A 23,002-nucleotide genomic window follows, 5' to 3' on the forward strand; every position below is an offset into this window, starting at 1 on the left:
TTACTCCATTATGCTCATAACGCTGTTTTTAATACGTGCAATACTGGGTATGTATTGTTTTTCCAATTGAAAATACGGCATTACTGTATCATATCCAGTGACCCGTTGAACTGGAGCCATTAAATCAGTCATTGAATTTTCCATAATCTGTGCTGAAATTTCGGCACCCACTCCACAAGTTTTTGCTCCCTCATGAACGATCACACAACGTCCCGTTTTTTCTACTGAGGCTAGAATCGTCTCGATATCTAGTGGTTTAATTGTTGCTACATCAATCACTTCGCATGAAATTCCTTCGTCGCTCAATTGTTTTGCTGCTTGTTGTGTTTCGTGAATACTAGCACCCCAACTTACTAAAGTGACATCTTCACCTTGTTGCAAAGTAAAACATTTTCCTAGAGGAAGAGCTTCACCATTATCTTCAACAGGTTGTTTGACCAAACGATAAATTCGTTTTGGCTCAAGAAAAATAACTGGATCTGGATTACGCAAAGCCGCTAAAAGCAAACCATATGCTCGGCGTGGAGAGGAAGGGATCACTACTTGTAAACCAGGTATGTGCGCAAATAATGCTTCGGTGCTCTCTGAATGATGTTCAGGAGCTCGGATGCCCCCACCAAAAGGAGCGCGAAAAACGAGTGGGCAGTGAAGACGTCCACGAGTTCGATTACGCATACGAGCAGCGTGAGAAATAATTTGGTTCATTGCTGGATAGATAAATCCCATAAATTGGAATTCAGCCACTGGTTTCAGACCCTGAATTGACATACCAATCGCTAATCCAGCAATCATTGATTCTGCTAGCGGAGTATCAAAAACTCTTTTTTCACCGAATCGTTCTTGTAATCCTACTGTGGCACGGAAAACCCCGCCATTTTTACCGACATCTTCTCCAAAAACCACAACATTTTCATCATGAGCTAACTCGTAAGCCAAAGCCTGAGTTACTGCCTCGATCAATGTAATATCAGGCATGAGTTGCTTCCTCCATAGCTATTGCACGTTGCTCCACTAAATAATCAGGTAGTTCAGCATAATGATAATCAAAAATGCTACTAATCGGTTGTGGCTCCATACTTAAATATTCATTAACGGCTTTTTCAACCTCTTTAGAACAATGGATTACTAGATTTTCTTCATCTTGTGCATTCCAGATCTTTTGTTCTGTAAGAAACTCTTTAAATCGTGAGATAGGTTCTTTGGGTTTTGCCTTCTCAACTTCCTGACAGGGCTGGTACCGAGTTGCATCATCAGCAGTGGTGTGATCCGATAACCGGTAAGATAAGGCTTCAATTAAAGTCGGTCCTTCACCACGGCGTGCTTTTTCAATCGCATCGCCAATAATCTGTCGTGTTGCTAAAATGTCATTTCCATCAATCTGTATGCCGGTAAAACCAGCTGCTATGGCTTTCTGAGCTATAGTTTGTGTACCCGTCTGTTGATCCCTAGGAACCGAGATTGCCCATTGGTTGTTATTCACTACAAAAACAACAGGTAATTTCCAAGTACCTGCAACATTCATCGCTTCGTAGAAATCACCTTCTGAGGTACCACCTTCGCCAAGGCATACCACGGCAACCCGTGGCTGGTTTCTGTATTGAAATGCGAATGCTACGCCTGCTGCATGTAAACACTGAGAGGCAATGGGCACACATATAGGTAAGTCTTCTGAGTTCGATGAAAACTGACTACCACGCTCATCGCCACCCCAGAAGGCTAAAATTTCAGACATTTTTACACCGCGTTGAAGTTGGGCAGCGTAATCTCGATAATAAGGTACAAATACATCTTCAGGACGCATTGCATGGCCAATAGCTGCTGAAATTGCTTCTTGTCCATTAATTGGAGCATAAGTTCCCATCTTACCTGTTCGTTGTAAAGCAATTGCTTTTTTATCAAATGTCCGCGTAAGGACCATGATTTTATAAAGTTCTTTGAGCGCAGAATGATCATCGGCAAAAGGGGGTAATTGACCAACCAATTTTCCATGTTCATTTAAAAACTGAGTATATGTAATATTAAATTGAGCAACTGTTGACATATGAGGCTCCTTGTCAATAAAGCGTTTGCATAGCATACTCACAAATTAATTCAAAAACCAGAGAATAAAGTAAGAAACTTATAGCCTAAGTGAAGCGAAGCGGAACCCTAGTCATCCCGATTGTAATGCAGGAATCTACATCGTTGCACTCGGGATGTCGTTAAGAAATCCTAGGCTTCATATTACTTTATTCAGGCTACATCAAAAGAACCTATTATAATATTTACCTTAGAGGAATATTTTGAATCAATTTTCATTACATTCATTGGATTATCATGATTCACTGCATGAGTATTATCAAAAATTACATCATTTACCTGGTTTTGTTCTTCTTGAAAGTACCGATCGCTTTCATGGGCGTTATGATATTATCAGTGCTTATCCTTATGATTTTATTCAAATCGAACAAAACCCTCATGATTTACCAAATTTACTAAAGAAAATTACTCGAATCTTATCGCCGATACCGTCTGTAGCAAATCTTCCTTTCCAAGGTGGTGCTCTGGGCTATGTTTCTTATGATCTTGGCGCAAAGTTATTAGGGATAGATTCTAGTAGGCAACCTACATTAGACAACATGCCCTTATTGAATTTTGGGTTATATGATTGGGCAATCATTGTCGACCACCATCAAAAAAGCATAACATTATTCGCAGCAAATACACTTCAAACAACTCCTAGGATAGTTGAGGAGATCTTAGAACTTTGGAATGCGGCTACCAAACACCCTTGTGATGCACAGATTAAAAGTGATTTTACTCCTTTGATGAGCAAAAAAGATTACGTCGATGCGTTCTCCTCTATTTATCAATTTTTAAAAGAGGGGAGATGTTATCAGGTCAATCTTACTCAACCCTTTCATGCTGCCTATGAGGGAAATAATTGGGCTTTTTATAAAAAAATCTGTAAGAAAAACCCCGTACCTTTTGCTGCATTTTTGAGAACTGCTGATGCTGATATTTTAAGTTTTTCCCCGGAGCGGTTTCTTTTTTATGACGCAGGTAAATTAGTTACATCGCCTATTAAAGGAACTATCGCACGCTCCGAAAATGAAGTTGAAGATGGGTGGTTAAAAAATAAATTAACATCTTGTGAAAAAAATCGCGCCGAGAATGTAATGATAGTTGATCTATTGAGAAATGATCTCGGTAAAATTGCACAACCTGGATCGGTACACGTTACTTCTTTATGCGAAGTACAAAGCTATAATTCAGTTCATCATTTAGTGAGTACAATCGAAGCTCGATGTTTGTCGTCTATTTTGCCATTTGAAGCATTTTTGACTTGTTTTCCGGGTGGTTCCATTACCGGGGCACCCAAAATTGAATCCATGCGAATTATTGATGAACAGGAGTCTTTTTCCCGAGGAATTTATTGCGGGTCTATAGGCTATTTTTCACGGCATGGGCGATTTGACACGAATATCGCTATTCGGACATTGACGGCTAAAGATAATATTTTGCATTTAGCTGCGGGTGGTGGAATAGTTATTGACTCAAACTGTGAAGATGAATATCGTGAATGCTATATTAAAATAGCAGCGGTTATTAATGGACTTAAATGATTTTGAAGGGAAAAAACTAGTGCACTCGGCAGTAGTTGTCTTATATGAACAATTATCCGATTCATTAATTTTGACGCAACGTAGTGATCAATTGCGCACCCACCCAGGAGAAATTTGTTTTCCAGGTGGTACATGGGAAGAAGGAGATGAGAATTATTACGTTACTGCGCTTAGAGAATTGTATGAAGAGTTAGGTATTACCCAAGACCGCATAACCCTAATCAAGGAGTTAAATATCCAAAAAACTCTATTAGGAAGTATTATTCATCCTTGGTTTGCGAGCATCGAATCGGTTCAACCCTACCAATTAAATGTTCATGAAGTTGTTCGTTTAATATCGATACCCATGACATTAGTACAAGATGTTAAAAATTATAGAGACTTTAGGATTGAACGTGGCGGTCGTCGTTATGTTACTTGTGAATTTACTGCGAACAAAGACTGGGTGTGGGGTGCAACAGCTCTCATAATGAGACAATTAGTAAAATAGAAGTACTAGCTTGAGAAAATACTATAACACTGAACCCCGTGGACAAGCCGCGGGGAGGGCAATATCGTCATAAGACGAAGCTTCGTTCAGTTCTTTATATAGCAACAGCTGGTTTTTTCTCGGGATGACTGGGAGAGGAAGCATTCTTTTCTTTTAGTGCTCGACGAAGAATTTTTCCTACATTTGTTTTGGGGAGTTCATCGTAGAATTCGACTATCTTGGGAACTTTGTAAGCAGTTAGATGTTCTCGGCAATAAGCAATAACTTGTTCTTCGGTTAACTCAGGATCTTTTTTTACCACACATGCTTTAACTCGTTCGCCAGATTCTATATCAGAAACACCAACTACACCTACTTCTAACACACCAGGATGCATTGCTATTACTTGCTCCACCTCATTAGGATAAACATTGAACCCTGATACGAGTAACATATCTTTTTTTCGATCAACTAAATAGATGAATCCTTCTTCATCCATTTTACCAATGTCGCCTGTTTTTAAATAGCCATTTTTAGTAAACACTAGAGCAGTCTCATCAGGTCGCTTCCAGTATCCTGGGGTTACTTGCGGTCCTTTAATGCATATTTCTCCACTGGTCCCTATTGGTACTTCATGCTCTTGATCATCAAGAATGATGACATCAGTAGAAGGAATGGGTACGCCAATACTTCCGCTATATTCGGTCAGATTCATTGGATTCATGATGGCAGCAGGACTGGTTTCAGTTAATCCATAAGCTTCCAATACCGGTGTTTTGGTGACTTCACGCCATTTTAGGGCCACACTTTTTTGTAAAGCCATACCTCCTGCAAGTGAGATTTTTAGTTTACTAAAATCAACCTCCTTAAATTTAGGATGGTTTAATAAGCCATTAAATAGGGTATTTACGCCTGTAATTGCTGTAAAACCCACTTTTTTGATTTCTTTAATAAAATGTCCCATATCACGAGGGTTCGTAATTAGTACATTTTTTGCACCTTGTTTTAAAAAGGTCAAACAATTAGCGGTGAGAGAAAAGACATGATAGAGAGGTATCGCTGTAACAATAATATCATTGCCATCTGCACCTATGACCGGCTTAATCCATGCATCGGCTTGCAAGACATTAGAGATCATATTCCCATGAGTTAAAATGGCACCTTTTGCAACCCCTGTCGTACCTCCCGTATATTGCAAAAATGCAATATCATCATGATTTAACTCTACATGGTGTAAAGGTGCTTGTTTTCCTTCAAGTAATGCATAGTTAAAGGCAACTGCATGAGGGATACTATAAGCCGGTACCATTTTTTTTATATATTTAATTATAGAGTTAACAATAAGTCGTTTTGGGGTAGGGAAAAGATCAGCTATTTCAGTTACAATCACATGTTTTAATGTAGGAATTGAATTTAATGCCTTTTCTACAGTTTTTGCAAAGTTGGCTAGTACAACGATCACTTCAGCTCCAGAGTCATTCATTTGATGAATAAGCTCGTCAGTGGTGTAAAGTGGATTTGTATTCACAACAACGTAACCTGCGCGTAGGATGCCAAACAGAGCAATTGGGTATTGAAGAACATTAGGAAGCATGATTGCTATTCGAGTTCCTTTATCCAGCTTAAGCTGTTGAAGATAGGCAGCAAAATCTCGACTTAACTCATCCAGTTCACCAAAAGTTATACTACTTCCCATATTGCTATATGAAGTTTTTTTAGCATAACGTGTGCAGGATTCTTTAAACAAATCTACTAGGGAAGAATATTGACTTGAGTCAATTTCATGGGGAACTCCTTTCTGATATTGTTCAAACCACCGTTTATCCACCTTAATATCCTTCTGTTATTGGTTTTCACATGTTAGTATAAACAAAAATATTCATTATGGATATCATACTCATGAGTGAAAATACAACACAAACTCAAGCATTTAAATTAAAAGGTCGCCTTTATACATTTACTGTATTACAAGTACTCAATACGAATCCTGAGGCTTTTTCGCATCAGCTTGAGGATACTATCGCCAAAGCTCCTAAATTATTTGAGCATACACCTGTTGTGTTTGATTTATCCTCAGTACAACAATTAGAATTTGATTTACAGGCTTTACTGGAGCTTGCTCGTTCCCATGGCATGATCCCTGTTGCCATTCAAGGAGGGAGTATATTACATAACACCCTAGCCCAATGCCATGGATTAGCTGTATTACATGCTTCTTCAACCCAAGATAAACCTATTATTGAGCGACCCATTGAAAATAATCATCATGAATTAACAAAATCAAAATTAATTACTACTCCTGTTCGTTCTGGGCAGCAAGTTGTCGCAAAAGGAGCTGATCTTGTAGTGACTTCTTCAGTAAGTCATGGGGCTGAATTATTAGCTGATGGATGTATTCATGTATATGGAGCTCTAAGAGGAAGAGCTTTAGCTGGAATTTCAGGTGATAAAGAGGCCCGGATTTTCTGTCACTCCCTGGAAGCAGAATTAGTATCGATTGCTGGTTTTTATCGTTTAAGTGATGCAATCGAACCTTACAGTGGACCTTGTCAGATTTATTTATTGGATGAGCATATACATATAGAGCCCTTATGATAGAAGCTGTTTTTATTTCGGATCTTCATTTACATCCTGAAAATCTGGCCATTCAGGAGCGTTTTAATCAATTTCTCGAATGGGCTTGTGATTCAGTCAAAAATATTTATATCCTAGGTGATTTTTTTCATGCATGGGCAGGGGATGATACTGCCGATGATTGGAGCAGAGCGATTGCTAGTCAGTTATATGCCCTAAAAAAACAAGAAATTAATGTGTTCTATATGCATGGCAATCGTGACTTTCTATTAGGAAAAAACTTTGCCAAAATGGCGGGGTGGACAATTTTACCTGAGCCTACCGTGATCCAATTAGGCCAAGACAAAGTACTTTTGGTGCACGGTGATCGATATTGTACTAAAGATAAGGCTCACCAGCGTTTTCGTTTTATAACACGAAACAAAATCTTTTCTACCTTATTTTTAAGTTTCCCATTGAATTATCGGAAGAAATTAGTAAATCAAGTACGCTATCATAGTGAAATGAATCAGAACAAATCTTTAGAGGAAATGGATGTAGTGGCTGAAGTAGTGGTTGCTCATATGTCTTACTATCAAGTGAAACAATTAATACATGGTCATACTCATAAACCAGGCATCTCATCTTATCAAAAAAATTCGCAAAAACTAGTACGTTACGTGTTGAGTGATTGGGATGACAAACCCCAATTATTGTGTTATGATCATACAAAAGGGCTCTATTTTGCCCATTTGTGATTTTCCTGGAGTATCAGTTATGGCGGCTAAAAGTAAAGACGAAATGGATGAAAAATTAAAGGAATTCAATGAACTTTCCTCAAAAGGGATGGCTGAACTTCGAGAGCAAAAAAATAAGGAAGATTTGGATGCTTATATTGCTGAGAAACGTAAAGAAGAGCAGATGAGATATGCTAAATCGATGGATGAGCTGAGAAATAAACATAGAAAAACAAACGAGAGAACCGGTAAAGAAACAACTTATGATGAAGAGTTAAATGAACTCGCTGATTCAGTCATTAATTCTGAACAAAATGCTTATAATGATTGGCGATCCAATATGATGTCCTTGTTGAATTTATTTGGAAAAATGAATAAAGCACACAATATCTCAGCAAATCAAGTTGCAGGAGAAGCATGGGACTTAGCTAAGAATACACCACTTATTGGTGAGGCACTTAAAATGAAAGAGTCACTTTATATTCCTCTCAAAGGTAAACTCGTGCATAAAATAAAAGGGGATGGTGATCTTCAGTTACCTACTTTAGAACATAAAGTTACCTTTAAAGATGGAAAAGTTGAGATAGCTGATTTAACCCGGTCTGATAAGATATCTCTTGACAAAACAAATGAAGCGAATACAGCGTTTAAGTCAATGATAGCTCTTTGGCTAGCAGAAAATGATTATACTCCGGTTCAGGGTAAGCCGGATGAATACGAACATTATGCCAGTGGCGCTAGATTAGATGAAGATACGTTCAAAAGATTGAATGCGAATCCCCAAACAAGTTTAGCTAAATTTTTAAAAGATAATGCTAATTTGAAATATGAAGAGCAAAAAGAAGTACATTCTACTCCTACTCCTACTCCTCCATAATTATTGAATTTGCGGTATTCCGCTATGAAAGCGAAATACCGTATCAGAAGCCAAAATAAAATCATTTTCTATAGATAAAAAAAACTTCAAACGTTGCTCTATGTCTCCACCATATAATTTCGCCAGTCGAAGATAATCCTCAAAATGACGCGCTTCTGATTTAATTAAAGTACCATAAAACTTCACCAAATCCTGATCTTCGAGAAAGGGGATAATGGCGTGGAAACGTTCACAAGAACGGGCTTCGATAATGGCACCAATAATCAACTGATCACATAAACGTTGAAGTACATTTCTGCTTGAAACCTGCTTATGCATCTGAGTTGCATATCCTGATGGTTGTAGGGGGCAAAATTGAATCCCTTTGTTCGACATTAAATTAATGACCTTTTCAAAATGGAGTAGTTCTTCACGAGCCAATGGAGACATCATTTCCACCAGTTCTTTTTTCTCTGGGTATTTGCTCATAAAATTAATTGCAGTGGCAGCTGCCTTCCGTTCACAATGAGCATGGTCAATTAATAACAAAGGTATATGGTCTGCAGCATAATCTAACCATATTTGCGGAGTTTTTACTTGAAGAAAGTCATTTAACAATTGTAAATCAGTATCTAATCGTTTTAACATCTGCGAAATACACTATACTTATCGAATAAACTGTCTTATATCATAGGACCTTTTTACAATTCTACTATTTTGGCCTTTGAAGCTTTGATTACCTGCGCTCGATGCACATGTATCCTACGGTTTGATGAGGTGTAAATCAAAAATTAGATTAATCTAGGGAATTGTAAATACGCTTAATATTTTGAAATTTAAATTGGATGAAAAATGAACGGGGAAGAATCTGATAATGAATTAAGTCACTGGTTTTCAACATACGGAGTAATCACAGCCGAGCGTATATTGGGTACATACAAAGTCAATTTAGCACAAAGTGAATTAGTAGAAGCAATTAAAAGTCCATATAGTTTTTATCATCGGTTGTTACGTGTTCCACTAAAAAGTGTACTGAATGGAATCATCCTACAACAAGCGAATGATTATCATGTTTATACACAAAAATTATTTATTGATTATTTATTATCTGGAGAGAACTCTAAAGGTGAAGAGGCACAGGGAGCTTCAACTCGTGAGGAACTAGAAAATGAACGTCAGCAACTAGTTAATCTTGGAGATGAGTTTCATAATGTGCAGGGACAACATGATTGGTTGATTGCTAACAGTCAATCAGCGTTGATAAGAGTAACTCAAATATTTAATACTGAAATAGAAAAGGCAATCGCTTCATTGAGAGGCCTACTTAAAAGTATGGGTATTTCAGAGAAAAAAAGTAAAATACGGCAGGCAATAAATCATGCGCTAATCTATTGCAATATATTAGATGTTCAAAACAACCAATATTTTTTTATAGAGAAAATAAATGAAGTTCTCAAGACTCCGCTTACTGAGGATTTAGAGAGAAAAATGGCAATGATATTGTCCGAAGTTGTGCTCATTGATATGGATTTTGATGAACAAATCAGTGATTTTCTTGCGCAAACTGAAGAGATAGGACAAGCTGCTAATTCGTACCGAACTCTTTTTTATGAAACGATTCTACGGGTGATTGATTTAATGAAATCATTACCTGAATATAAAATTGACCCAGAACAAGATGCTATTAATAGAGAACCTTTATATTTTGATAAAACAATTGGTGCAATAGGGTAAGGTTAATGAAAAGTATGTATCTAGTTTTGCTTGATGAATGATGACTATGACTTTAAAAGGAATTTATATTAGCCATCTAGCTTAGATTTCGTGTATAATATTGCACTTTAACTAACCCCCTATGGAGTGCGTGATGACAAAAGAAACAACATTGTCAATTATTAAACCTGATGCAGTGGCTAAATCTGTTATTGGACAAATCTATACCCGTTTTGAAAACGCTGGTCTAAACATAGTTGCTGCAAAAATGATGCAACTTTCTCGTGAGCAAGCAGAAAGTTTTTATGATATTCATCGTGCGCGTCCTTTCTTTAAGGATTTAGTTGAATTTATGATTTCTGGTCCAGTAATGGTTCAGGCATTACACGGCGAAAATGCAGTAATGAAAAACCGAGACATCATGGGTGCAACAAACCCCAAGGAAGCTGCTCCGGGAACTATACGTGCTGATTTCGCTGACAGTATCGATGCCAATGCCGTTCATGGTTCAGATAGTCTGGAAAATGCTGCACGTGAAATTGCGTTCTTTTTTGAACCGCATGAAATTTGTGTACGATAAGATAGGTTTTGATATTTAATGACCTCATGTAGCCTGGGTAAAGCGCGCAGCGAAACCCGGGTTCTTGAAAGATTAGTATTCCCAGGTTTCACTATGCTATACAGAGGCTCCCGAATACGTTTTTTAGGTCATTAAATTTGGAGTAAAAATGACTGTACAGAAAGTAAATCTGCTCGATTACAACTACCAACAAATGCGTGAATTACTCAATAGCTGGGGCGAGCAACCTTATAGAGCGCAACAGTTAATCCAGTGGATTCATCAGGCAGGTTTTACTGATTTCACAAAAATGACCAATCTTAGTAAGACGTTGAGAGAAAAATTGGCACAACGTTCTTGCATTAAATTACCAGAAATAGTCGCTTGCCAAAAATCCAATGATGGTACTCATAAATGGCTTTTAAAGCTGGACTGCGGTAACTGCATCGAGACCGTATTCATTCCCGAAACCAATCGAGGCACTTTATGTGTTTCCTCCCAAGTAGGATGCGCTTTAAATTGTTCCTTTTGTTCTACTGCAAAACAGGGTTTTAATCGTAATTTATCCACTGGAGAAATTATTGGGCAAGTATGGTTGGCTGCACGAGAGTTATCACAACAACATGGAACACACGATAAAAGAGTTACTAATGTGGTGATGATGGGCATGGGAGAACCCTTGCTTAATTTTGATAATGTCGTGTCCGCAATGGATCTTATGATGGATGATTTTGCTTATGGATTATCAAAACGTCGTGTTACTTTGAGTACCTCGGGTGTTCTTCCCGATCTGGAACGTTTAAGAGAAGTTAGCCCAGTGGCCTTAGCTGTTTCCTTACATGCACCTACTGATGAACTGCGAAATGTCCTTGTTCCTATAAATAAGAAATATCCTTTAGCACAGCTGATGGCTTTGTGTAAAAACTACTTTAAAAATGAACCTCGAAGGAAGGTAACTTTTGAGTATGTCATGCTCAAGGGGGTAAATGATCAACCTGAACATGCGAATCAGTTGATCAAGTTACTGCGCAATATTCCATCAAAAGTCAATTTAATTCCCTTTAATCCTTTTCCGATGACTCAATATGAGCGTTCGCCTCAAGAAGCAATTGATGCATTTAGAGATAAATTAATAGCCCATGGTATTAATACGATTACCCGTAAAACACGAGGAGATGATATTGATGCAGCATGTGGCCAATTAGCTGGTGAAGTCAAGGATAGAACAAGTCGCTCTCAAAGATGGCAGAAATTACACTTTATATCCAAAAAAGATCAAGAGCAATCCACTGCAGAACAAGAAGAGTAGCTGGCGTAGGGGAGAAACTGGTTAAGATATAGCTCTTATTTACAGGTTTGGCACCACTCTTCGACTCTAATTATGTCACTGAAAACTACAATAAAATCATTATTTGTGACAAATCATTTTTAATTTATTTATAAGCGGTTATAATGCGCAATCATTTCTAACCTTAGCGTGAAATATTGTGTTAAAAAGGTTTTGTCTTTTGTTTATTATGACCGTGCTGTTTTTACAGGCATGTGTGCATGATGAAGAAAATGAAAAACAAAATTTTAAAAAGCCTGATCTCAGTAAAGCTGCATCCTATAATGCACAGCTAGGCCTCGAGTATTTAAAACAAGGGGATAGGCCTAGAGCGAAAAAAAAGATGCTTACTGCATTAGAGCAAGAACCTACTTCAGCCGATGTTAACTCTGCAATGGCTTATTATTTTGAGCAAACTAAAGAACTAGACCAGGCAGAAAAATACTATTTGAAAGCCATCTCATTTTCGGGAAATGGAGGCGCTCAGCTAAATAACTATGGAGCCTTTTTATGTCGACAAGGCAATTATACAAAAGCTGAAAATTACTTTTTAAAAGCTGCTAATGATTTAAAATATGTGCATACTTCTGGAGCTTATGAAAATGCGGGACTTTGTGCTCTTTCAGTTCCTAATGAAGACAAGGCCAAACTGTATTTTGCAAAAGCATTAAATCAAGACCCTTCAAGGAAAGCATCTTTTTATGAATTACTGAAACTTGAAATTAAAAGCGGAAAAGACTCAGATGCATTTGCGCTATTACAAAAGCACCCTGATTTAATTTTAAATGACAGAGTACTATTATCTTTGGCCAAGGAGATTTCTGAGAAAGTTGGGCAATATACTCTCGCAGCAGAATATCAGCAAAGTATAAATAATTTGAATTCCAATATCGACAATAGTGGAGTAAATAATGAATACAACAACCACACTGGATGAAAGTATAGTTGAGCATAAAAATCCAGGCGAACAACTTGCAAGTATCCGGGAACAAAAAGGATATACGATTGAGTATGTTGCCAATAAATTGCATTTAAGAGCTCGTATTATTGAGTTAATTGAAACTAATGAATTTCATTTGTTGCCAGAACCCGTTTTTGTTAAAGGGTATTTGCGTGCCTATGCTAAATTATTAGGTACTTCTCCGGAACCTTATCTGGCGATATTTAATGAGCAGTTTGTCGTTGAGAAAAAATCTGATCGCGCTCTGTTATGGCAACAAAGTAAACGTGAGTCTCATAAAGCAGAACATATTATTCGTTGGTTCACCATTTTGTTTGCTTTAGGTGTGATGGTTGCGGTAGGAATTTGGTGGCAAAAAAATAGAGATACTCAACAGGTATTTCCTGCCCAAAGTACTCCTGTTGATTTATCTCTAAACCAAACACCAGCAACAGAGACCCACGAATTAAAACTGACTGACATATCAAAAATGCAATCTCTATTAAATCCTAAACCGGAAATGTCTCCTATGGAGAAAATAGGTGGCTGAGAGAATCCAAGCAATACGAGGAATGAATGATATTTTGCCTGAAACAACGGCATTTTGGCGTTCCATCGAACAAATTTTTGTAAAAGTATTATCCAGTTATGGCTATCAGGAAATACGCTTTCCACTTATTGAAAGCACTCAGTTATTTAAACGCACTATAGGTGAAGTCACTGATATAGTCGAAAAGGAAATGTATACTTTTAATGATTTAAATGGGGATAGCATTACTTTGAGACCCGAAGGGACTGCGGGTTGTGTACGTGCTTGTCTGCAAAATGGGCTCCTACATAATCAACAGCAAAAATTATGGTATATGGGTCCCATGTTCCGACATGAACGGCCACAGAAAGGACGATATAGGCAGTTCAATCAATTAGGTGTAGAGGCATTTGGGATGCCTGGTGCCATGGTTGAATTGGAATTAATTTCCATATGTCGTAAATTCTGGGAACAGTTAGGCTTTGCAGATTCTGTACAGTTGCAAATAAATACCTTAGGTGAGTTAACAGAGCGTCAGCGCTATAGAAAAGTGCTTGTTGAATATTTGACAGATCATGAACAACAGTTAGATGAGGACAGTAAACGCAGGTTAACTCGCAATCCACTGCGTATTTTAGATAGTAAAAACCCTGAAATGCAGGAGTTATTGTCTAATGCACCTAAACTAATTGATGTTCTGGATGAACAAAGTCGAGAACATTTTCAGTCTTTTTGTGATGGTTTAGACCAATTAAAGGTACCCTATACAGTAAACCCGGTTTTGGTCAGAGGTCTTGATTATTATGGGCATACAGTATTTGAGTGGGTAACCGATAAATTAGGAAGTCAAGCTACAGTTTGTGCTGGAGGTCGATACGATATACTGGTAGAGCAATTAGGTGGTAATCCAACACCAGCAGTAGGTTTTGCATTAGGTATTGAAAGAATATATCTTCTTATGGAAACTCTGAGTGTTCTCAAGCAGGATAATAAAAAGAATGCATTGTATATTATTGCTACCAATGAAGATGCTGTGGTAAAAGCTCTGGTAATTTCTGAATCAATACGTACTAAATATCCAGAAATTGAAGTATCAGTAAATACGGCCGGTGGTAGTTTTAAAAGTCAATTCAAAAAAGCAGATAAAAGCGGGGCTCGATTAGCTTTAATTTTAGGTGAAGATGAGTTAGCAACCAAGCAAATTAGTATTAAAGATTTGCGGAATGAGACTGAGCAAATTACAGTAGATCAAAATATGCTTAATCATGTTTTAAAAGATTATTTAGAGTGAGTGCAGGAGAATAATATGTCAGTGTATATGACTGAAGAGGAACAATTAGAATCGATAAAAAAATGGTGGAAACAATACGGTAATCTTGTCACTATAGTATTATCACTTGTGCTCTTTGGTATTGCAGGATATCGATATTTGCATTGGCATCAGGAAAAACTTACTCAACAGGCTTCAGTTGCCTATGAGCAAATGATGGTCGCTCTCTCTAATCAAAATATTAAAGCAGTAAGAGCCTATGCTAATCAGTTAATTCACGAGCACGGTCGTACCGTTTATGCCGATGCTGCACATATGACACTTGCAAAAATTTATGTATCAAAAAATAAATTGGATAAAGCTACTGAAGAATTACAGGCCGTTGCTGCAAACAGTAAAATGTCAACTCTGAAGCAAATAGCTAAAATTCGTATTGCACGTATCTTCGCAGCAGAAAAGTCGTACACAAATGCTCTTAAGGAATTAAGCAATGTTGAAGATAATACTTATTTACCGGTCATTAATGAATTAAAAGGTGATATTTATGGAGCCACCGGCCAATATAAAGAGGCCATGAACTCTTATAAGCAAGCCTTGGATGAAGTAAAAAGTAATGGAATGGGGAATTTATTTTTAGAAATGAAAACTAATGCGATAGCGAGCAAATCTCATTCAGTTATTTCTGGAGATAAAAAAATAGAGTCTGCATAACCTCTTTGTTATTAGCTTAATAGGCTTAATACACCTGTTTTGAGATTTTCTCTATTGAGCTAAAACTTAGTGAATGCTTTTATTGAGCTGTTTTGTAAAAATTGAGGTCCAATTTTCATGAAAATGAAATTATTTATTTTAATTCTTTGTACCATAATTCAAGGGTGTTCAAAACTTGATGATTACATGTTAGGGAAAGACAACACGCCCAAACCTAAAGAACTTAAGCAAATTAAAGACAAAGTTAAAGTAGACCAAAACTGGACAGTAGCTGCTGGCAAGTCATCAAAAAATAAAGAATATTTAAGACTTAAGCCAGTAATTAAAAATGGGATTATTTATACCGCTGATGCGAGTGGATTAGTTCAAGCTATTAGCAAGAATAATGGTAATATGAAATGGTCTACTGCGCTTAAGCATGGTTTGGTTAGTGGACCAGCAGTAGCCAGTGGATATGTTGCAGTAGGTACTAATAATTCTTCATTAGTAGTATTAAATGAGAATAATGGTAACAAATTATGGCAATCAAAGGTTACGGGTGAAATTCTATCACCACCAGTTATTTTAGGCGGAAAGGTAATTGTTAAGACCATCGACGGTAGAGTGTATGCCTTTAATGCAGCTGATGGAAAACAAATATGGATGGCAGAACATGGTTCTCCTAGTTTAATCCTCAAGGCAAGTTCATCGCCTGTTGCTATGGGAAATTTAGTATTGATAGGTTTTTCTGATGGGAAACTTGATGCTTTAGATTTGAAAACAGGGCGTGTCATGTGGCAACGAAGTATTGCTTACGCTTCAGGACCCAGCGATGTAGAGCGATTAGTTGATATTGATGCCGATCCCATTGTGGAAAATAATGTGGTTTATCTTGCCAGTTATCAGGGTTATATTGGTGCATTATCTTTATCTGATGGGCAGTTTATTTGGAGAAAACCCGGTTCTGTATACAAGAATATGATTCTAAGTGGTAACACCTTATTTATCACAGACAGCCATGATGTCGTTTGGTCTATTGATAAACGTAGTGGACAAGTTAATTGGAAACAAACTGGATTAAAGGCAAGAGTACTAACTGAGCCTGCTTTGATCAAAAATGATTTAGTAGTAGGTGACAAAACGGGTTATTTACACTTTATTGATACCCAAACGGGTGAAATTATAGCCCGCTCAAAAGTTTCAAGTGGTGTGAGTATTTCCCCAAGCGTAATCGGAAAAAAATTATATGTATTAACAGACAATGGAATGTTAAATCAATTATCTGTGAGTTAATAAATGATCCCTGTGATAGCACTTGTTGGACGTCCTAATGTTGGTAAGTCTACATTATTTAATAGGCTGACTAAGACACAAGATGCCCTAGTTGCTGATTTTCCTGGCTTAACTCGTGACAGACAGTACGGTCAAGCCATTTATGATGATAAACACTATATCGTTGTTGACACCGGTGGTATCGGTGTTGACGATATTGCTGTTGATAATTTAATGTCCAAACAATCAGAAATCGCGCTAAATGAAGCTGATATCGTTCTTTTCTTGGTGGATGGAAGAGCTGGATTGACTGGAATTGATGAAAAAATTGCCAATAATTTACGTAAATTAAATAAAAAAGTTCATCTTGTTGTAAATAAAACAGAAGGCCTAGATGATGATGTTGTTTGTGCCGATTTCCATTCTTTAGGTATTGCGGATGTTCATTCAATTTCATCTTCGCATGGTAGTGGCATTGGAACCCTACTTGAAGAAGTTTTATCACCATTTGCAACTCATATTGATGAGAGTGGGGAAGATAAGGCAATTAAAATCGCTTTTGCTGGTCGCCCAAATGTTGGCAAATCAACTTTGATAAATCGGATTCTGGGTGAAGAGCGGGTTGTTGTTTATGATATGCCAGGTACAACCAGAGATAGTATTTCCATTCCTTTTGTTAGAGATGAGCAAAACTATGTCCTGATTGATACGGCAGGCGTACGGAGAAAATCTCGTATTGATGAAAAAATAGAAAAATTCTCTGTGATTAAGACATTACAGGCCATCCAAAAATCCAATGTGTGTCTGCAAGTTCTGGATGCTAAGGAAGGGATTACTGATCAAGACATGAATTTGCTCGGTTTTATTATTGAATCGGGTAAAGCATTAGTTATTGCGGTGAATAAGTGGGATGGTTTGGATGAAGAGCATAAAGAACATGTGAAAAGCGAATTATCTAGAAGATTGCACTTCGCAAATTTTGCAAAAATTAGATTTATATCGGCTTTACATGGCAGTGGGGTAGGTGGTTTATTTAAGGATATAAATGAAGCGTATACTTCAGCTGTCCAATCTTTTTCTACGCCCCGATTAACTCGCTTGCTTCAAGATATTAGCACGAAGCATACACCCCCTTGTGTCAATGGACGTAGGATAAAATTAAGGTATGCTCATCTTGGTGGCCACAACCCGCCCGTAATAGTAATCCATGGGAATCAATTAGCTGATCTTCCTGAAAGTTATAAACGGTACCTAAATAATGAATTTATTAAGCATTTAGGACTAATCGGGACTCCGTTAAAATTGGAATTTAAAGGTGGAACAAATCCATTTGCAGATAAAAAGGTTAAATTATCACAACGACAAGTAAATAAGAAAAGAAGATTAATGAGTCACATTAAAAAGAAAGCTAAAAGCAAAAAGAAATAGGTTTATTTGTGTTTGGAGGACAAATGATAGGTTCTCTAATATAGATAGGTAAAAAGGATAAGATAATTTTATCCATTTAAGACATCCCACCCAAGTAAAAAATCAACGATATTCTGGCTGAGGTCGATATTATTAGAGTTGTGAGGGATTGTATTGCAAGTAATGATCTTTGCAGCATGAGAGAGTAAAAGTTTTTGATAGGCATTTCCTGCGAAAACGCCATGGACACCAACGCAAACAGCGGGTTTCGTATTTAATGAACTTAAATGATTTAATGTTTCCATCATAGTCATTCCAGTCGAGATAATATCATCAATAAGAATAGGAGTAGCATCCAAGTATTGTTTTATTCCCGGAATGGAAATCTCAACTTGTGTATCGCTTTTTCTGATTTTTTCTAAAATAGTGAATGGTGCAGAAGACTTGTGAGCGATGTTTTCAACCCATTGCGCACTTTCTGAGTCCGGCCCAATAAGGAGAGGATTGGATACATGTTGAGCAATCCAAGATGCAATCTCATTTGTCGCATGAAGCACTTTAGTAGGTATCTTATAAATCTCGCTTAAATCTGACCAGCGATGAAGATGTGGATCGATTGTAATTAAGCCATCAAAATAAGAAGAAACCAATTGTGCAAAATAAGCAGATGTAATACCTTGACCTGATTCAAATACTTTATCTTGACGCATATAAGTAAGATATGGAGTTACTAACACAACTTGAGCCGCGTCTAAGGATCTTGCTGTTTGTGCAGCGAATAAAAGGGGTAGGATTTTCGGGTTGGGATGGACTAAATTGGCAACAAAGATAACAATACGCTTCGATACAACAGATTCAATTTTCACCAGAGTTTCTTGATCAGGGAATTGATGAAAGCTCATTTTACCAAGTTCATACTGACATTTTTTTTGAATCTTAGTTGTAAGTTCATTGTGTCCAAATAATGAAAAAATAATGGGTTTTTTCATATACTCGCCTCAATTTGAAAGACCTCATGACCCTGTTTCAGAAAATCAAGGGCATAATTGAGCTCCCCTCGGTTTTCTGCATGAATTCTAAAAAGAGGTTGAGATTTTTTGACTATTGAGTTGAGTGGCGTTAATAATTCCACTCCCGCCGCTTTTGAGCGTGGTGCTCCAGCCAACTTAGCCAATTGGGAAATATGCCGGTTATCAATATTAATAATAGTCCCTGATAGTTTTGACTCTACAGTATGCACAATGGGTGCTTTTTTAATCTCACGTAAGCCGCCTTGGGCTTTGCAAATTGCTTCGAATTTAGCTAATGCTTTTCTATTATCAAGAATATGAGTAGCAATGCTCAATCCTTGGCCTGGTGGTACTTGAGGGGAAAATTCTATGATATGAGACGCTAATGTTAAAGCATGCTCACGTAAATCTTGGGGCGCATGTTTATCGCAATTTAAAACGGCTAATACATCAAATGCCTCAAGTACAGGCCCAATTCCCCGGCCGATTGGTTGTGAGCCATCACTAAATATTACTTTTATACTGATATTAAACTCGTCTGCAACCAATTTTAATAGTTTTTTTAATGAATTGGCTCGTTCAATGGAACGAACTTTGGCTGTAGTTCCTATAGGCATATCAATGACAAGATGATTTGAACCTGCAGCAATTTTTTTTGATAAAATTGAAGCGACCATTTGTCCTTCACTATCGATATTTGCAGTTCTCTCAATTCGGATAAGTAAGTCATCGGCTGGACTTAAAGCCATAGAGCCCCCCCAAACGAGGCAACCATTTTCTTGTTCAACAACTTTTTTCATTTCAGCAATGTTCAGATCAACATTAGTAAATACTTCCATCGTATCTGCTGTTCCTGCGGGTGATGTTATGGCACGAGAAGATGTTTTAGGGATAACTAAACCGAACGCAGCAACAATTGCAACGACAATAGGGGTTGTTCGATTTCCTGGTAAGCCTCCTACCGAATGCTTATCAACAATAAAAGGGAGATCCCATGATAATTGTTTGCCAGAACTAATCATCGCCCGGGTTAGATCAATAACTTCTTTTTTAGACAGTCTATCTCCACCACTAGCAGCGAGATACATTGCAATATTAATATCAGAGAGTTGCCCGGATACAATATCTCTTATGATATGGGTTGTTTGTTCTGCGGTGAGCTCATTTCCATAAATTTTTGATCGGATGTAACTGAGGGAGTCCAATTGTTGTGGGTGAGCTACTGTAATTTCATCGCCTTCTTTTGCTGCGAGCAGCTCCCAAGCATAATTAGAAAGTCCTGCCTCATTGTGTCTTAATAAATTGGTCTCGACAGTATTTAATGTAGCCACAATAGAGCGCTCATTAAGTAGTACCTGAACACGAGCTTGAGCAGTAAATCCTTCAGATTTACAAATATAACAATCTTCACGCATATAAATAACAGGTTCTTTATGGGAATTAATGCCCAAATATTTTAGCGTCAAGGTTGTGTGTCTTTTACTCATAATTGTTCTTCTGTCCCTATCCAGGAATTTCACAGCACCACTCAAGTTGTATTCCAATTTTTAAGTTAAAGGATAAAGCGGCTTCTGATTCATGGTGTATCTATGTGTTGATGAACAATGCTTTTCGTCAACTTGATCAATCAATGAGCCTAATCTTATTGGGCGACAAAAGATCTCTAGAGTCTATTACAGTTCCAGAAGCAGCAAGAAATTTAAATTGCATATTAATCCTTTAATAACAGTGTCGTGAAAAAATTAATTTTAAAGTCGTAAGGTTAATACATCACATGGAGCATGATTCACTGTCGCATGTGCTGTGCTACCCAAAAATGAATGCAAACCAATAGATGAATGACTGCCAATAATAATAAGCTGACAATCTAGTTCTTTTACTTTATTAAAAATATGCTCTTTTACTGAGCCTACCTCGACAAATTGATGTTCGCGCGGAATGTTAAAATTTTCCCCTAGTAGAGTTAATACAGTTTGTGCGTCATCTTTGGCTGGGTTGGCTAATTCTGTAAAACCAAGTCCTTGTGCTAATTGAAAACTAGCAGGTAGTTCAATCACATGTAACAGATATAATGTAGAGGTAAATTGTTTTGCAATAGCGATTGCTTTTTCTGTGAGATGATTATGTTCCTTGAGCAAATCCGTAGCAAATAAAATATTCTTATACATAGCAACCTCACAATTAAATTTATTATTGTAAATAATAGTAGATTCCTTAATATAAGTACCTATTTTACTTCATAAAATTTAAAATAATTTCGGTTGATATGAGTCGCTGTGCATTCCTTACACAAAAACCAGGAGGCATTTAAGATAATTTCCCCAGTCAAGATTTCCCTAATTTATAATGGGGATTTATTTCCAGTAGAGGAATTAAGACAAAGTCTCTAAATTGGATCTGGGGATGGGGAAGTATTAGTTTCTTTGAATAGATCGATTGATTCTCGTAAAAAAGAATATCAATATCAATAACTCTAGGCCCCCAGTGTCTTTTTCGAACTCGACCTTGTTTTTTCTCAATTTTTTGGCATGCTTTAAGTAATTGTAAAGGAGATAAAAGGGTAGAGAGCTCTATCACCGCATTACAAAAGTCTTGTTGACCTTGCAATCCCCATGCTTTATTCCAATAAAAAGAGGAAATTTTAGTAACCACAGTGGAGGGTAATGCCCGTATGGATTTAATTGCTTTGCGAAGTTGACGTTCAGGTACGTGCTGATTCGAGCCCAGACCCAAATAACATACATTCATTGTGGATCACTAACTTTATTACTTTTAGGTTTGCGACGGCGCTTACGCTTAGGCACATCAGGAGTGAGTTGAGCCACCATATCAGATTGTTCTGCTTCATCTGCATCCTGAAAGCTTGTCCACCATTGCGCTAGCTCCATAGACTCATCGCCTGCAAGGGCACGTAACGCCATAAAATCATAAGCTGCGCGAAAACGTGGATGTTGTAAAAGATTAAAAGCTCTTCCTCCAAGTCTTTTTGCAAAGCGATACTGTAATAACCAGATCTCACGAATTATTTGGGTGTACCGTTTGGGAATTGAAATAATTTGATTTTGTTCGGCAATGACGAGAGACATTGCTTTTTCGATTGAAGGCAATGGATCTATTCCAGTTTTTTGTAGTTCCTTTGCCCGCTCAATCATGGGGAACCATAAAAGAACTGCGAATAAAAATGCTGGTGTTACGGGTTTGTCTTCATGAATACGTGTATCGGTGTTTTCAAGAGCAATTTCCAGCAATGCATTTACTGGATGGCTGCTGTTCAATAGAGCATTAGTTTGAGGGCATAAATATTGGAACAAACCATATTGCATGAGTAGTCTTTGTACCGCTACTGCATTACCGCATTGATACAGTTTGGTCATTTCATCAAATAAGCGCGAACTGGAAACATGGGTAATCAGATGACTAATCTCGGGAAAAGGTGCTTCTGTCTCTCGCGCAAGTTTGAAATTTAATTTGGCACTAAAACGAATGGCGCGCAACATGCGCACAGGGTCTTCTTGATAACGTTTGGTCGGATCCCCAATCATACGAATAAGCTTTTCTTCAACATCCTTTACCCCACCAGTAAAATCTACAATGGAGGAGTCATTGATATTGTAGTAGAGCGAGTTAATTGTGAAGTCACGCCGCCAAGCGTCTTCATCAAGGGAGCCGTAAGCATTATCACGCACTAACATACCACGTTCATTTGTTTGTTGACTTTCATCCTCCGCTACATGACTCCGGAACGTAGCAACCTCAATGATTTCCCGGTGGAATAGTATATGTACCAGCTTGAATCGACGCCCAATTATCCGTCCGTTACGAAACAGACTCTTTACTTGATTGGGTGTTGCATTGGTTGCAACATCGAAGTCTTTGGGAGCCTTATGCAGTAATAAATCCCTGACACTGCCTCCAACAATGTAAGCTTGAAAACCAGCACCAATTAGACGGTTAAGCACTTTGAGCGCATTGCTACTAATGTCCGCCTTAGATATGGAATGTTTATTCCTTGGGATGATATAAGTTGAGGCAACAGGGGCCACATGAGCTCTGTTTCTCTTTAAT

General features: G+C 37.6%; 23 protein-coding genes. 14 read left to right on the forward strand and 9 right to left on the reverse strand.

What is annotated here, in order from left to right; translation table 11 throughout:
• Together ACWTE2_RS00260 and pdhA are read right to left on the reverse strand one after the other, a co-directional pair.
• Positions 1-975, reverse strand: coding sequence for an alpha-ketoacid dehydrogenase subunit beta (locus ACWTE2_RS00260; protein WP_182393541.1), 975 nt, complete (start codon positions 973-975; stop codon positions 1-3).
• Entirely contained in the window at positions 968-2,041 is a 1,074-nt protein-coding gene (pdhA, locus tag ACWTE2_RS00265) for a pyruvate dehydrogenase (acetyl-transferring) E1 component subunit alpha (protein ID WP_454783661.1), read from the reverse strand. Before pdhA ends, ACWTE2_RS00260 begins: the two co-directional genes overlap by 8 nt.
• 241 nt (positions 2,042-2,282) lie before the next feature.
• On the opposite strand from pdhA, the gene pabB reads away from it, so the two are divergent.
• Together pabB and ACWTE2_RS00275 are read left to right on the forward strand one after the other, a co-directional pair.
• Positions 2,283-3,605, forward strand: a complete 1,323-nt coding sequence (pabB, locus tag ACWTE2_RS00270; RefSeq protein WP_454783662.1) for an aminodeoxychorismate synthase component I — start codon at positions 2,283-2,285, stop codon at positions 3,603-3,605.
• On the forward strand, positions 3,592-4,095 hold the full coding sequence (locus ACWTE2_RS00275; protein ID WP_182393544.1) for an NUDIX hydrolase: 504 nt from the start codon (positions 3,592-3,594) through the stop codon (positions 4,093-4,095). The genes pabB and ACWTE2_RS00275 overlap by 14 nt, the downstream gene beginning before the upstream one ends.
• Before the next feature lie 94 nt (positions 4,096-4,189).
• Here the strand turns inward: ACWTE2_RS00275 and ACWTE2_RS00280 are convergent, their stop codons facing one another.
• Positions 4,190-5,902, reverse strand: coding sequence for an AMP-binding protein (locus ACWTE2_RS00280; protein ID WP_182393545.1), 1,713 nt, complete (start codon positions 5,900-5,902; stop codon positions 4,190-4,192).
• A gap of 71 nt (positions 5,903-5,973) precedes the next feature.
• On the opposite strand from ACWTE2_RS00280, the gene minC reads away from it, so the two are divergent.
• The 3 genes from minC to ACWTE2_RS00295 are packed head-to-tail and all read left to right on the forward strand — an operon-like array spanning position 5,974 to position 8,241.
• Positions 5,974-6,669 carry a septum site-determining protein MinC gene (gene minC, locus ACWTE2_RS00285; RefSeq protein WP_182393546.1) on the forward strand — a complete coding sequence of 232 codons (696 nt, stop codon included), beginning with the start codon at positions 5,974-5,976 and terminating at the stop codon, positions 6,667-6,669.
• Positions 6,666-7,385 carry a UDP-2,3-diacylglucosamine diphosphatase gene (locus ACWTE2_RS00290; RefSeq protein ID WP_454783663.1) on the forward strand — a complete coding sequence of 240 codons (720 nt, stop codon included), beginning with the start codon at positions 6,666-6,668 and terminating at the stop codon, positions 7,383-7,385. The genes minC and ACWTE2_RS00290 overlap by 4 nt, the downstream gene beginning before the upstream one ends.
• Before the next feature lie 43 nt (positions 7,386-7,428).
• Positions 7,429-8,241 carry a hypothetical protein gene (locus tag ACWTE2_RS00295; RefSeq protein WP_454783664.1) on the forward strand — a complete coding sequence of 271 codons (813 nt, stop codon included), beginning with the start codon at positions 7,429-7,431 and terminating at the stop codon, positions 8,239-8,241.
• Here ACWTE2_RS00295 and ACWTE2_RS00300 read toward each other — a convergent pair whose 3' ends face one another.
• A complete protein-coding gene (locus ACWTE2_RS00300) occupies positions 8,242-8,868 on the reverse strand; it encodes a MiaE family protein (RefSeq protein WP_454783665.1) in 627 nt (208 codons plus the stop codon). It lies immediately after the preceding gene.
• Between the two features lie 204 nt (positions 8,869-9,072).
• Between ACWTE2_RS00300 and ACWTE2_RS00305 the strand changes: the two genes are divergently transcribed.
• From ACWTE2_RS00305 to der, 9 genes are all read left to right on the forward strand, one after another.
• Positions 9,073-9,954, forward strand: a complete 882-nt coding sequence (locus ACWTE2_RS00305) for a hypothetical protein (RefSeq protein ID WP_454783666.1) — start codon at positions 9,073-9,075, stop codon at positions 9,952-9,954.
• A 133-nt stretch (positions 9,955-10,087) separates the two neighbouring features.
• On the forward strand, positions 10,088-10,513 hold the full coding sequence (ndk, locus tag ACWTE2_RS00310) for a nucleoside-diphosphate kinase (RefSeq protein ID WP_182393551.1): 426 nt from the start codon (positions 10,088-10,090) through the stop codon (positions 10,511-10,513).
• 148 nt (positions 10,514-10,661) lie between these two features.
• Positions 10,662-11,801, forward strand: coding sequence for a dual-specificity RNA methyltransferase RlmN (gene rlmN / locus ACWTE2_RS00315; protein WP_454783667.1), 1,140 nt, complete (start codon positions 10,662-10,664; stop codon positions 11,799-11,801).
• A gap of 208 nt (positions 11,802-12,009) precedes the next feature.
• Positions 12,010-12,756: a type IV pilus biogenesis/stability protein PilW gene (gene pilW, locus ACWTE2_RS00320; RefSeq protein ID WP_454784417.1), complete on the forward strand. Its 747-nt coding sequence runs from the start codon at positions 12,010-12,012 to the stop codon at positions 12,754-12,756.
• A complete protein-coding gene (locus tag ACWTE2_RS00325) occupies positions 12,731-13,309 on the forward strand; it encodes a helix-turn-helix domain-containing protein (RefSeq protein WP_182393553.1) in 579 nt (192 codons plus the stop codon). Before pilW ends, ACWTE2_RS00325 begins: the two co-directional genes overlap by 26 nt.
• A complete protein-coding gene (hisS, locus tag ACWTE2_RS00330) occupies positions 13,302-14,579 on the forward strand; it encodes a histidine--tRNA ligase (RefSeq protein WP_454783668.1) in 1,278 nt (425 codons plus the stop codon). The genes ACWTE2_RS00325 and hisS overlap by 8 nt, the downstream gene beginning before the upstream one ends.
• A 15-nt stretch (positions 14,580-14,594) precedes the next feature.
• Positions 14,595-15,269, forward strand: a complete 675-nt coding sequence (locus tag ACWTE2_RS00335) for a YfgM family protein (RefSeq protein ID WP_454783669.1) — start codon at positions 14,595-14,597, stop codon at positions 15,267-15,269.
• Positions 15,270-15,386: 117 nt separating this feature from the next.
• Positions 15,387-16,541: an outer membrane protein assembly factor BamB gene (bamB, locus tag ACWTE2_RS00340; protein WP_454783670.1), complete on the forward strand. Its 1,155-nt coding sequence runs from the start codon at positions 15,387-15,389 to the stop codon at positions 16,539-16,541.
• Positions 16,542-16,544: 3 nt separating this feature from the next.
• A complete protein-coding gene (der, locus tag ACWTE2_RS00345) occupies positions 16,545-17,948 on the forward strand; it encodes a ribosome biogenesis GTPase Der (protein WP_454783671.1) in 1,404 nt (467 codons plus the stop codon).
• Positions 17,949-18,016: 68 nt separating this feature from the next.
• Here der and ACWTE2_RS00350 read toward each other — a convergent pair whose 3' ends face one another.
• The 5 genes from ACWTE2_RS00350 to pcnB form a co-directional block, all read right to left on the reverse strand.
• Positions 18,017-18,916 (reverse strand): ribose-phosphate diphosphokinase, encoded by a 900-nt coding sequence (locus ACWTE2_RS00350; RefSeq protein WP_454783672.1) that lies wholly within the window; start codon positions 18,914-18,916, stop codon positions 18,017-18,019.
• Positions 18,913-20,424 (reverse strand): thymidine phosphorylase family protein, encoded by a 1,512-nt coding sequence (locus ACWTE2_RS00355; RefSeq protein WP_454783673.1) that lies wholly within the window; start codon positions 20,422-20,424, stop codon positions 18,913-18,915. Before ACWTE2_RS00355 ends, ACWTE2_RS00350 begins: the two co-directional genes overlap by 4 nt.
• Positions 20,425-20,685: 261 nt before the next feature.
• Positions 20,686-21,105 carry a universal stress protein gene (locus ACWTE2_RS00360; RefSeq protein ID WP_182393560.1) on the reverse strand — a complete coding sequence of 140 codons (420 nt, stop codon included), beginning with the start codon at positions 21,103-21,105 and terminating at the stop codon, positions 20,686-20,688.
• Positions 21,106-21,262: 157 nt separating this feature from the next.
• Positions 21,263-21,685 (reverse strand): 2-amino-4-hydroxy-6-hydroxymethyldihydropteridine diphosphokinase, encoded by a 423-nt coding sequence (folK, locus tag ACWTE2_RS00365; protein WP_182393561.1) that lies wholly within the window; start codon positions 21,683-21,685, stop codon positions 21,263-21,265.
• Positions 21,682-22,980, reverse strand: a complete 1,299-nt coding sequence (gene pcnB, locus ACWTE2_RS00370; RefSeq protein ID WP_454783674.1) for a polynucleotide adenylyltransferase PcnB — start codon at positions 22,978-22,980, stop codon at positions 21,682-21,684. Before pcnB ends, folK begins: the two co-directional genes overlap by 4 nt.
• Positions 22,981-23,002 lie beyond the last annotated feature (22 nt).

This window comes from Legionella nigrisilvae (assembly GCF_977063395.2).